General features: G+C 64.2%; 7 protein-coding genes. 6 read left to right on the plus strand and 1 reads right to left on the minus strand.

Annotation, left to right across the window (positions count from 1 at the left end; genetic code table 11):
- Nucleotides 1–426 precede the first annotated feature (426 nt).
- From DY467_RS02270 to DY467_RS02290, 5 genes are all read left to right on the plus strand, one after another.
- Nucleotides 427–1,158 (plus strand): outer membrane protein, encoded by a 732-nt coding sequence (locus tag DY467_RS02270; protein ID WP_012494530.1) that lies wholly within the window; start codon nt 427–429, stop codon nt 1,156–1,158.
- Between the two features lie 213 nt (nt 1,159–1,371).
- Nucleotides 1,372–3,510 carry a methyl-accepting chemotaxis protein gene (locus DY467_RS02275; RefSeq protein WP_164633878.1) on the plus strand — a complete coding sequence of 713 codons (2,139 nt, stop codon included), beginning with the start codon at nt 1,372–1,374 and terminating at the stop codon, nt 3,508–3,510.
- Between the two features lie 167 nt (nt 3,511–3,677).
- Nucleotides 3,678–4,742, plus strand: a complete 1,065-nt coding sequence (locus tag DY467_RS02280; protein ID WP_164633879.1) for an MBL fold metallo-hydrolase — start codon at nt 3,678–3,680, stop codon at nt 4,740–4,742.
- Between the two features lie 219 nt (nt 4,743–4,961).
- Nucleotides 4,962–6,191: a 5-aminolevulinate synthase gene (gene hemA, locus DY467_RS02285; protein ID WP_107343020.1), complete on the plus strand. Its 1,230-nt coding sequence runs from the start codon at nt 4,962–4,964 to the stop codon at nt 6,189–6,191.
- A gap of 188 nt (nt 6,192–6,379) precedes the next feature.
- Nucleotides 6,380–9,889: a hybrid sensor histidine kinase/response regulator gene (locus tag DY467_RS02290; protein ID WP_164633880.1), complete on the plus strand. Its 3,510-nt coding sequence runs from the start codon at nt 6,380–6,382 to the stop codon at nt 9,887–9,889.
- Between the two features lie 299 nt (nt 9,890–10,188).
- On the opposite strand, the gene DY467_RS02295 is transcribed toward DY467_RS02290, so the two are convergent.
- Nucleotides 10,189–10,866, minus strand: coding sequence for a response regulator transcription factor (locus DY467_RS02295; RefSeq protein WP_011156603.1), 678 nt, complete (start codon nt 10,864–10,866; stop codon nt 10,189–10,191).
- Nucleotides 10,867–11,202: 336 nt separating this feature from the next.
- Here DY467_RS02295 and DY467_RS02300 point away from each other — a divergent pair, with 336 nt between their 5' ends.
- Nucleotides 11,203–12,867, plus strand: coding sequence for an MFS transporter (locus DY467_RS02300; RefSeq protein WP_107343018.1), 1,665 nt, complete (start codon nt 11,203–11,205; stop codon nt 12,865–12,867).
- The last annotated feature ends 23 nt before the right edge of the window (nt 12,868–12,890 follow it).

A 12,890-nucleotide genomic window follows, 5' to 3' on the forward strand; every position in this document is an offset into this window, starting at 1 on the left:
TGCAGATGCACATGGCCGGACGACGTGCCCAGATGGGATGGCGAAGGAGGTGATTGTGGCACGTGCGGCAGTCCGCTTCATCGAAATCTGTTACATTATAACATTATCGGATGGGCGGCCCGCAAGTGTCCCGAACTGCACAAACCGCCGAGATTCAATATGTTAAATGGTTCGTTGCAGGCGCTGAATAATTGGGCAGCCTCATGCTCCTGACTCGCCATCAGGCAGGCGCCTGGCAGTTTCAAATTAAGGCGGAATTTGGATCTCTTTAAGGTTCCATTAGGTATAAAAAATTGTGCGTCGTCATGAGGTTAGTTCCAAAGGGAGTGTGGCCTCCCGGTGACAGCATTTTACGCAAAATCCCGCTAAGCCATGATGCAGATGGCGCCGACTAACGGTGCGTCTGACAAAGTCTGGAGACAACACATGAAGAAGATTCTGCTCGGCACCGTGGCCCTGGTCGCCCTCGGCGCGGCCCCGGCCCTCGCCGCGGACCTCGCCGCCCGCCCGTACACCAAGGCTCCCGCCTACGCCCCGGCCCCGGTTTACAACTGGACCGGCTTCTACATCGGTGGTCACATCGGTGGCGCCTTCTCGGGCGACAACAGCATCGGCACCGGCGTTACCGCCAGCGACAACGGCAAGTTCCTCGGCGGTGTGCAGGCCGGTTACGACTGGCAGTTCGCTCCGAACTGGGTGCTCGGTGTTGAAGGCCAGTACTCCTGGCTGAGCGGCACCAACCAGTCGGTTGCCTTCGGTGGCACCCTCAACGGCGCCCCCGGCGTCTTCACCTACGCCGACAACCAGCGTGGTCTGGCGTCGGTGACCGGCCGCCTCGGCTACACCTGGGGTCCGGCGCTGCTCTACGTCAAGGGCGGTTGGGCTTACGCCGACTACTCGAGCAGCCTGACCTTCGTCCCCAACGCCGGCGGTTTCGCTGCCGTTGCGATCGACAGCAAGAAGGACGGTTACACCGTCGGTGGCGGTCTCGAATACCTGTTCGCTCCGAACTGGTCGGGCAAGATCGAGTACCAGTACTACGACTTCGGCAACGTCGACCTCGGCAACGGCTTCTCGGCCAAGAACGACGAGCACGTGGTCAAGGCCGGCCTGAACTACCGCTTCAACTGGGGCGGTCCGGTCGTCGCCAAGTACTAAGACCTGATCACTTCCTTTGCGGGAAGTTGGAAGGGCCGGCCTCGCGCCGGCCCTTTTTCATTTTCGAAACCATGTCAGAACCGGGCGCACCGATCGCTCAAATAGCGATCGTTCCTCGTAGAACGACGTGAAGAATATTAACCCCCTAAACTGATACTCCCGGCCAGCGTCGCTGAGACGACGCGTCAGTGCAAAGTCCAGGTTGGGGGAAACATGTCTGGGAAATTCGCGAAATTCCGGCGTCCGCGGCTGAAGTTTCCGCAACTCGGAATTCGTGGCAGCCTGTTCGCTGCATTCACCGTGATCGCCGGCATGGCGATCCTGATCAGCGCCTGGGCCGGGATCAGCCTGCATCAGCTTGGGCGTACGATCGCCGAGCTGAGCGGCCGCGACATTCCCAAACTTGCCGCCAGCCTCCAGCTCGCCACCGAAAGTGAAAGTCTCGCCAGCCAAGCGCCGATCCTTCTCGACTCGCTTTCCGCCGAACAACTCCGTGAGCGCTCAGCCCGGATGAAGGCGGCCCAGCAGGTCGCGATCCAGAAGCTCGCCGACATCACGGCTTACGGTGGCGACAAGGCAGTCGTTTCGGCGCTCAGCGAAACCTTGAAGAACATCGACGACACCATCCGCAGCCTCGGCGCAGCCGCCAAGGAGCGGCTCGATCTGACCACGCAACACGCCAAGCTTTATGAAGAGCTGCGCCGCTCGCACGACGCCTTCATCGCTGTCGCCAACCCTGCGATGCTCGATGCGCAGACTCAGATGAATGCCGTGCTCGGTTCGGCCAATCTGTCGCAGGACGACGCGACTGCCACCGGACGCCAGATCGAACAGCTCGGCAACGTTATCGCCCAGAGCAATCTGATCGCCTCGAACCTGATGGCGGCACTGTCGGCCTCCAGCGCCGATGATCTGGAGCCGGTCGAAGCCAGCTTTAAGGAAGCCCGTCAGGTGGTGAATACCAATCTGGAAGGTCTCCCGCAGAATCAGACGACCGCCGACATCAAGGCCGCGGCCCAGAAGCTGATGGCGCTCGGCGACGGCAAGACCGGCGCGTTCAAGCTGCGCCAGCTCGAACTCGATGCCCGCGACTATCGCGATCTACTGCTCGACGAGACCCGCAAGCTCAACGTCGGTCTCGGCATCAGCGTCAAGCAACTCGTCGACAATGTCCGCAACGAGACCACCGTCGGCACCTCGGACGCGCAGGCGCAGATCACACTGGCCACGCGGGTGATGATCGGGCTCGGGGCAGCGACCCTGATCGGCTCGGCGCTGTTCGTCTGGCTGTATGTCGGACGCAGCATCCTGCGCCGGATCGGCGGCCTGCAGAAGTCGATGCAAAGCCTGTCGGCCGGCGACCTCAGCACCGCCATCGAGCGCGGCAGCCGCCGCGACGAGATCGCCGTGATGGCCGAATCGCTGGAAGTGTTCCGCGACAATATGATCCGGGCGCGGACGCTGAGCGAAGAGCAGGACAAGGATCGCGCCGCCAAGGCCGAACGTACCCAGCGGATCGAGGCGCGGATCGCCGAATTCGAGGCGACGGTGCGCAGCGCCATGGAGAAGCTGCAATCTTCCGCGGACCAGATGCAGGAAACCGCGCACACGATGGCGACCACCTCCGAGCAGTCGAGCGCGCTGGTTACCACCGTCGCGTCGGCTGCCGAGGAAACCTCGGTCAACGTCCAGACCGTGGCGACCGGCACCGAGCAGCTCGCCTCGTCGATCGCCGAGATCAGCCGTCAGGTCACCACCTCAGCCGAGATCGCGACCCGCGCGGTGCGCGAAGCGGGCGAGACCGACACCACGATGCAGGGCCTCGCCGATAACGCCGAACGGATCAGCGCGGTGATCGACCTGATCCAGAGCATCGCCTCGCAGACCAACCTGCTGGCGCTCAACGCTACGATCGAGGCCGCGCGCGCCGGCGACGCCGGCCGCGGTTTCGCGGTGGTGGCGGCGGAGGTCAAGGACCTCGCCAGCCAGACCGCCAAAGCGACCGAGGAGATCCGGGCGCAGATCGCCGCCATGCAGGGGGTGACCAGCTCGGCCGTTGGCGCAATCCGCAACATCGGCCAGACCATTACGTCGATCAACGAGGTGACCACCGCCATCACGGCGGCGGTCGAAGAACAGGGCGCGGCGACCCGCGAAATCGCCCGCAACATCCAGCACGCGGCCGGCGGCACCAGCGAAGTCTCCAGCAACATCGTCGGCGTCAGCGCCGCCGCCTCGCAGGCCGGCTCTGCTGCCGCCGAGGTCCTGAATGCCTCCGGCTCGCTGCGCCAGGAAGCGGCGCTGCTGCGCGAGGAGATCGACGCATTCCTGACCAATATCCGCGCCGCCTGATCGGCAACCCAACCTGAAAGTCAGGGCCGGCGGCTAGCCCCGCCGGCCCTTTTTTGCGTCCAGATGCTGGAATTTGAGGCCTGTGAGGACTGCAACCGGCCCTGACGGTTTTTCGGCTGGCGCCGCCGCGCCGCGCCCGGTAAGCCGGATCAGGGAGCATGCGCCGAATGCATAAGAACACCGACGCGACCGAGACGCCGCACGACGAATTGCACTACTTGCAAGACAGCCACCCCGGCCCCGACCAGACGGTCGAGATCGCGCCGGGCGTGTTGTGGCTGCGGCTGAAGCTGCCGTTCAGGCTCAACCACGTGAACATCTATCTGCTCGCCGATGGCGATGGCTGGGCGATGGTCGACACCGGCTTCGGCAACGATGCGACCATCGCGGCCTGGGAAACGCTGTTCGATGGTGCGCTGGCGGGCTTTCGCATCAGCCGGGTGATCGTCACCCATGCCCATCCGGACCATGTCGGCATGGCGGGCTGGATCGTGCAGCGGTTCGGCTGCCCTTTCTACATGTCGCAGATCGAGTATCTGCAAGGCGTGTATCATCAGAACCGTCGCACCGAAGAGCGGCTGGTCAACAACCGCGCGTTCTTCCGCCGCCACGGCATCGACGAAGCCGTGATCGACCAGCTCGTCGGCCGCGGTCAGGACTATCTGAAGAAGACCGTGCCGCTGCCGGCAGCGTATCGTCGGCTCGCCAACGGCAAGGACATCACGATCGGGCAACGGTCATTCCGGATCATCACCGGTGCCGGCCACTCGCCCGATCAGGTGATGCTGTATTGCGAGGCCGATAAGCTGTTCCTTTCCGCCGACCAGGTGCTGAGCAAGATCTCGCCGAATGTCAGCGTGTGGGCACACGAGCCTGACGAAGACGCGCTCGGCTCGTATCTTTCGTCGCTTGCCGAGCTCGACACACTATTACCGGACGACGTGTTGGTGCTGCCGGGCCATGGCCTGCCGTTCCATGGCGTCAAGACCCGCATCAAACAGCTCGCCGATCATCACGAGGAGCGCTGCGGGATGATTGCGGACGCCTGCCGCTCCACCCCGATGAGTTCGGCCGAACTGGTCCCGGTGGTATTTCACAAACACGTGTTGGATGCGCATCAGACCGGCTTTGCGGTCGGCGAGCTGATCGCTCACGTCAACTACATGCTGACGCAGAACCGTTTGCAGCTGGCGCCGACGACGGACGGCGTATTGCGGTTCACCAGCGCTTAACGTTTGCAGCGTTGTCCGCGTGATCCCTGACAAGGCCGCATTCGAGCCAAGGCATTGATCTTCATCAAGCCTTGCCCTGCGGAACCGATGATATGGATCGCGTCGGGCGCAGCTCGATCGCCGAATTGCGCCTCGACTTCCTTGATGGAAGAGTTCTAATAGTTTCGCCGGTTCTGCGGCGTTCCGTCGTTCGATCCGCCTCCCCAACAGGTCATCGCGATGCAGTACAATCAATTCTTTCAAGACGCTCTCACCCGCCTTCACGACGAGCGTCGTTACCGGGTGTTCGCTGATCTCGAGCGGATTGCCGGCAGGTTCCCGCATGCTACGTGGCACTCGAACTCCGGAGCTCGCGATGTCGTGATCTGGTGCTCGAACGATTATCTCGGCATGGGCCAGCACCCGAAGGTGGTCGGCGCGATGGTCGAGACCGCAACCCGGATCGGCACCGGCGCCGGCGGCACCCGCAACATCGCCGGTACGCATCATCCGCTGGTGCAGCTGGAGCAAGAGATCGCCTCGCTGCACGGCAAGGAAGCGGCGCTGCTGTTCACCTCGGGCTATGTCTCCAACCAGACCGGCCTGTCGACCCTCGGCAAGCTGATCCCGAACTGCCTGATCCTGTCGGACGCGCTCAATCACAATTCGATGATCGAAGGCATCCGTCAGTCGGGCTGCGAGCGCGTGGTCTGGCGCCACAACGATACCGCTCATCTCGAAGAACTGCTGATCGCCGCCGGTCCCGACCGTCCGAAGCTGATTGCGTTCGAGAGCCTGTACTCGATGGACGGTGACACCGCTCCGCTGGCGAAGATCTGCGATCTCGCCGAGAAGTACAACGCGATGACCTACTGCGACGAAGTGCACGCGGTCGGCATGTACGGTGCGCACGGTGCCGGCGTCGCCGAGCGTGACGGCGTGATGGCCCGCATCGACATCATCGAAGCGACCCTCGCCAAGGCGTTCGGCTGCCTCGGCGGCTACATCACCGGCAAGACCGAAGTGATCGACGCCGTACGTTCCTACGCGCCGGGCTTCATCTTCACCACCGCGCTGCCGCCGCCGATCTGCGCCGCCGCCACCGCCGCGATCAAGCATCTGCGCAGCTCGACCTGGGAGCGTGAGCGCCATCAGGATCGCGCCGCGCGCGTCAAGGCCGTGCTGAACAACGCCGGCATTCCGGTGATGCCGACCGACACCCACATCGTGCCGGTGTTCGTCGGCGACGCCGAGAAGTGCAAGAAGGCGTCGGACATGCTGCTCGAGCAGCACAACATCTACATCCAGCCGATCAACTACCCGACCGTCGCCCGCGGCCTCGAACGGCTCCGCATCACGCCGTCGCCGTATCACGACGACAAGCTGATCGACGCGCTGGCCGAAGCCCTGGTGCAGGTCTGGAACGAGCTCGGCCTGCCGCTCGGCGCCAAGGCGATCGCTGCGGAGTGATCCGTATCGCTCGCACGCCGCGGTAACGATCTTCAGCGGGGGCGCCCGCGGCCGGGAAAATCCCTGTCGCAGGCGCCCCTTCTGTTTTGGTAGACTTGCAATTGCGTCCCGCAGGCCTGCATCCGGCGGCCTGCGCGGGAAGTGATTGATCAATCGCCTGCCGCCTGACGCGAGGGAGCACGACCGCGATGCTGCACGACTGGGGCGTGATCGCAGCCGCCCTCGCCTACATCGGGTTTTTGTTCGTCGTCGCGAGCTGGGGCGACCGGCTCTCGCAAGGCCAGCGCGAGCGCGCCGGCGGGCTCATCTATCCGCTGTCACTGGCGATCTACTGTACGTCCTGGACCTTCTTCGGCTCGGTCGGTTTCGCCAGCCGCTCCAGCTTCGACTTCCTGGCGATCTATGTCGGTCCGGTCCTGGTGGTGCTGGTCGCTGCACCGCTGCTGCGCCGCGTCATCCGACTGGCCAAGTCGCAGAACATCACCTCGATCGCCGACTTCATTGCGGCCCGCTACGGCAAGAGCCAGAAGGTCGCCGCCACCGTGGCGATCATCGCGATCATCGGCTCGGTCCCCTACATCGCGCTGCAACTGAAGGCGGTGTCGTCATCGCTGCAGACCATCCTCGGCGATGACCACAACATCGCCGACATCCCGATCGTCGGCGACATCGCGTTGATCGTCGCGATGGCTATGGCCTTGTTCACGGTGCTGTTCGGCACCCGGCAGGCCAGCGCCACCGAGCATCAGCACGGCCTGATGCTCGCGGTCGCCACCGAGTCGATCGTCAAGCTGGTGGCGTTCCTGGCGGCCGGCATCTTCGTCACCTTCTGGATGTTCAGCCCATCGGCGCTGATCGAACGGGCGACGCAGATGCCCGAAGCGGTCCGCGCGCTGGATTCAACGTCGCCGGCCAACTTCCTGACCATGACGGCGCTGTCGTTCTGCGCCTTCATGATGTTGCCGCGGCAATTCCACGTCAGCGTGGTGGAGAATTCGAACGAGGCCGAAGTCGGCCGCGCCCGCTGGCTGTTTCCGCTGTACCTGATTGCGATCAATCTGTTCGTGATCCCGATCGCGCTTGCCGGCCTCGTCAAATTCCCGTTCGGCAAGGTCGACAGCGACATGTACGTGCTGGCGCTGCCGATCGACGCCGACGCCCCGATGCTGAGCGTCGCGGTGTTCATCGGCGGGCTGTCGGCCGCGACCGCGATGGTGATCGTCGAATGCGTCGCGCTGGCCGTGATGGTGTCGAACGACCTGGTGATGCCGCTGGTGCTGAAGCGCCACGGCGCGCCTCGGCCCGACGAACAACGCAATTTCGGCAGTTTCCTGCTGACGGTGCGGCGGGTCGCGATCTTCGCGATCCTGATCCTCGCCTATCTGTACTACCGGGCACTCGGCAACACCCAGCTCGCCGCGATCGGCCTGTTGTCGTTTGCCGCGATCGCTCAGTTCGCACCGTCGTTCTTCGGCGGCCTGGTCTGGCGCCGCGCCACCGCGCGCGGCGCGATCGGCGGCCTGCTCGTCGGGTTCGCAGTGTGGGCCTATACGCTGTTCATCCCGAGCTTCATGGAGAACAGCACCACTGGACTGCTGCTGTTGCAGCACGGCCCGTGGGGCATCGAGGCGCTGCGGCCGCAGGCGCTGTTCGGCTCCGATCTGCCGCCCCTTCTCCACGGCGTGCTGTGGAGCCTGTCGCTCAATCTCGTCGCCTACATCCTTTTGTCGCTGCTGCGGCAACCGTCCTCGATCGAACGGCTGCAGGCCGAAGTCTTTGTCCCGGACACGCTGACACCGATGACTCCGGCGTTCCGGCGCTGGCGCACCACCGTGACGGTGCAGGACATTGTCGGCGCCGTGTCGCAGTATCTCGGACCGGATCGGGCGCGGGACTCGTTCCGCAGCTTCGCCGCCGGCCGCCGCATCACACTCGATCCCGCGGCACCTGCAGATTTCGAGCTGCTGAAGCACGCCGAGCATTTGATCGCCTCCTCGATCGGCGCGGCTTCGTCCCGGCTGGTGCTGTCACTGCTGCTGCGCAAGCGCACGGTGTCGGCTGAAGCTGCCCTGAAGCTGCTCGACGACTCTCACGCTGCGCTGCATTTCAACCGCGAGATCCTGCAGACCGCGCTGAACCACGTCCGCCAGGGCATCGCGGTGTTCAATCCCGAGCTGCAACTGATCTGCTCGAACCGGCAGTTCGGCGAAATCCTTGGGCTGCCGCCGCACATCATCCAGATCGGCATTCCGCTGATCGAGATCCTGGAATTTCTCGCCAGCAACAGCACCGCACCGATCGACGCCGAAGCGCACACCCAGATGCGGATGGCGGCCTACACCACCGAGGGCGAACCGTTCATCGAGCGCTTCCCGGACCGCCATCTGGTGGTCGAGGTCCGCGCCAACCGAATGCCCGACGGCGGCCTGGTGATCACCTTCTCCGATGTCACTCCGAGCTTCGAAGCCGCCGAAGCGCTGGAGCGCGCCAACGCCACGTTGGAACGTCGGGTGCGTGAACGCACCGAGGAACTGACCCGGCTGAATTCGCAGCTAGCTCTCGCCAAGAGCACGGCCGAAGAAGCCAACATCTCCAAGACCCGCTTCCTCGCCGCCGCCAGCCACGACATCCTGCAGCCGCTCAACGCCGCGCGGCTCTACGCCACCAGTCTGGTCGAGCGCCAGAACGGGGGCGAAGACTCTCGCCTGGTCGAAAACATCGACGAGTCGCTGCAGGCGATCGAAGAGATCATCGGTGCGCTGCTCGACATCTCGCGGCTCGACGCAGGCGCAATGACGCCGTCGCTGACCAACTTCGTGGTCGGCGACCTGATGCGCTCGCTGGAGATCGAGTTCTCGCCGACCGCGCGCGCCAAGGGGCTGGAGCTGACCTTCGTGCCGTGTTCGCTGCCGGTGCAGTCGGACCGGCTGATGCTGCGCCGGCTGATGCAGAACCTGATCTCGAACGCGATCAAATACACCCCGCAGGGCCGCGTCCTGGTCGGCTGCCGCCGTCAGGGGCAGTCGCTCCGAATCGGCATCTACGACACCGGCGTCGGCGTGCCGATCCTCAAGCGGGGCGAGATCTTCAAGGAATTTCATCGGCTCGAGCAGGGCGCGCGGATCGCGCGAGGGCTGGGGCTCGGGCTGTCGATCGTCGAGCGACTGGCCCGCGTGCTCAATCACGGCATTGCGCTCGATTCCAACCGCGGCGGCGGCTCCTGCTTCTCGGTGACGGTGCCGATCGCCGAAGCGGTCAATCACACCGCGGCAGTGACCAGCGCCACGCCGCTGTCGCGCGCCTCGATGAGCGGCATCCTGGTGGTCTGCATCGAGAACGATCCGGCGATCCTGGACGGCATGAAGACGCTGCTGACTACCTGGGACGCCAAGGTGATCGCAGTCGCCGATCCGGAAGCCGCGGTCCGCGCAATCGAGGGCAGCGAGCAGCGCGTCACCGGCCTTCTGGTCGACTACCATCTCGACCGCGGCAACGGCATCGCGGCGATCCGTGAAATCCGCGCCCGCTTCGGCCAGAGCATCCCGGCGATCCTGATCACCGCCGACCGCAGCCCCGGCGTCCGCGCCTCGGCGCGGCAGGAGGAAATCGCGGTGTTGAACAAACCGGTGAAGGCCGCGTCGCTGCGGGCCCTGCTGAGCCAGTGGCATGCTCAGCAGTCTGTCGCGGCGGCGGAGTAAGCGCCGCCGAGACAGGTCGGCGCAAGGCCGAGTTCGCAGCGTCATTGCGAGGAAGCGAAGCCGACGGAGCAATCCGGGAGCGCAGTGCGCCGGAGCCCTGGATTGCTTCGCTTCGCTCGCAATGACGGGAGATGGGCCGGCGCCTTCCGTCATGTCCGGCCTTGTGCCGGGCATCCACGCCTTCCTGCGCAGCTACGCTAGTCTTGCGCAGCTACGCTCGTCTAAAGACGTCGATGGCCGGGACGAGCCCGGCCATGACGGAATAAGCAAGAATTGGTCGACCTAAGCCAATGCTAGGCTTACGACGCGATCGGCTCTTCCTGGCGCCACTGGCTGCCGGAGATCTTGGCCGCGGCGATCACCGCCTGGGTGCGGCTTTCGACGCCGAGCTTCTGCAGGATCGCCGAGACGTGAGCCTTGATGGTCGCTTCCGACACCCCGAGCTCGTAGGCGATCTGCTTGTTGAGCAGGCCTTCGGACAGCATCATCAGCACCCGAACCTGCTGCGGGGTCAGCGTCACCAGCCGGTCACGCAGCTTGGAGGTCTCGGGATCGGCCGCAGCCGACAAGTCGACATCCGGCGGAACCCAGACATCGCCGTCCAGCACTCGCAGGATCGCCTCGCCGAGCTTTTCGACGCCGAAGCGCTTCGGCACGAAGCCGGAAGCGCCGAAATCGAGCGAGCGGCGGATGGTCTCGACGTCGTCGCTGGCCGACACCACGACGACCGGGATCGCCGGATACTGGGCCCGAAGGTAGATCAGCCCGGAAAACCCGCTGATCCCCGGCATTTTGAGATCGAGCAGCACCAGGTCGACGTCGCCCTCGCGCTCGAGCATTGCAGTCAGGTCTTCGAAGGAACCGACCTCACCGATCTTCGCGGAGGACACCACGCTGGCAACCGCCAGACGGAGCGCATCGCGAAACAACGGGTGGTCGTCGGCAATGATCAAGTGCGTGCTGGCGGGGGTGCTCATGGTGTCCCTTACTCGCAAGCTGGAACCAAACCGTCTTCGCTCTCGGAACGCCAAAGCGAACCGATGGCAAGTTGGGTGGCAAGTGTCGCCCTCTGATGGACGGCTGGCAAGGCGGACGTGAATGCCTTGTCCGTACCATCATGCCCTCACGGCAACCCAAAAACATTGAGCAAGCGCAACTATCAGCGGATTTGGCGTCGAAAGTCGTAATGCCGCAGGACGGTACCGGTGCTACCGTACACTGACGGACCGTTGCCGCGCGCCCGGCGCTGTGGCTCGGACCTCAAACAAAACAACAACATAGCCCTCGAAACAACCCAAGGGAGGCAGACGCTGATGGCTACACTTGCCGAGACGAGCAGGCGGTCGGGTGGAATGACCCGTGACGAGCGCTTCGTCATTCTTGCATCTTCGCTCGGTACCGTTTTCGAATGGTACGATTTTTACCTGTACGGCTCGCTCGCCGCGATTATCGGCGCCCAGTTCTTCAGCGCTTATCCGCCGGCCACCCGGGACATCTTCGCGCTGCTCGCTTTCGCCGCCGGCTTCCTGGTGCGTCCGTTCGGCGCCATCGTGTTCGGCCGGGTCGGCGACATCGTCGGCCGTAAATACACCTTCCTGGTCACCATCCTGATCATGGGCCTGTCGACCTTCATCGTCGGCCTGCTGCCCAACGCGGCCACCATCGGCATCGCCGCCCCAATCATCCTGATCACGCTGCGCCTGCTGCAGGGCCTGGCGCTCGGCGGCGAATATGGCGGCGCCGCGACTTACGTGGCCGAGCATGCTCCGCCCGGCAAGCGCGGCTACTACACTGCGTTCATTCAGACCACCGCGACCCTCGGCCTATTCCTGTCGCTGCTGGTGATCCTCGCCACCCGCACCATCGTGGGCGAAGCGGCGTTCGCCGATTGGGGCTGGCGCGTGCCGTTCCTGGTGTCGGTCGCCTTGCTCGGCGTCTCGGTCTGGATCCGGCTGCGGCTCAACGAGTCGCCGGTGTTCAAGAAGATGAAGGAGGAAGGCAAGAGCTCGAAGGCACCGCTGACCGAAGCGTTCGCCAACTGGGGCAACGCCAAGATCGTGCTGATCGCGCTGCTCGGCGCGGTGATGGGCCAGGGCGTGGTCTGGTACACTGGCCAGTTCTACGCGCTGTTCTTCCTGCAATCGATCCTGAAGGTCGACGGCTACACTTCGAACCTGCTGATCGCGTGGTCGCTGCTGCTCGGCACCGGATTCTTCATCATCTTCGGCTGGCTGTCGGACAAGATCGGCCGCAAGCCGATCATCCTCACCGGCTGTCTGATCGCGGCGCTGTCGTTCTTCCCGATCTTCCGGATGATCACCACCTACGCCAACCCGGCGCTGGAAAAGGCGATCGAGACCGTGAAGGTGCAAGTCGTCGCCGATCCGGCGGGCTGCGGCGACCTGTTCAACCCGGTCGGCACCCGCGTCTTCACCAAGCCGTGCGACACCGCGCGTGACTTCCTGTCGAAGTCGTCGGTGAAGTACTCCACCATCAACGGCCCCGCCGGCTCCGGCGTCAAGGTGATGGTGAACGACAAGGAAGTGCCGTACACCGACGCCAAGACCTCCAACCCGCAGGTGCTCGCAGCGGTGCAGGAAGCCGGCTATCCGAAGGCTGGCAATCCGCAGATCATCAAGATGGCGCACCCGTTCGACGTGTTCAATTCGAGCACCGCAGCGGTGATCGGATTGTTGTTCGTCCTGGTGCTGTTCGTCACGATGGTCTACGGCCCGATCGCGGCCTTGCTGGTCGAACTGTTCCCGACCCGTATCCGCTACACCTCGATGTCGCTGCCGTATCACATCGGCAACGGCTGGTTCGGCGGCCTGCTGCCGGCGACCGCATTCGCGATCGTCGCCTCGACCGGCGATATCTATGCCGGCCTGTGGTACCCGATCGTGTTCGCATCGATCACGGTCGTGGTTGGCCTGATCTTCCTGCCGGAGACCAAGAACGTCGACATCAGCAAGACCTGATGATCAGCGGGCCGGCGCCGGCC

Source organism: Rhodopseudomonas sp. BR0G17, assembly GCF_010907025.1.
Lineage (GTDB): Bacteria > Pseudomonadota > Alphaproteobacteria > Rhizobiales > Xanthobacteraceae > Rhodopseudomonas > Rhodopseudomonas palustris_H.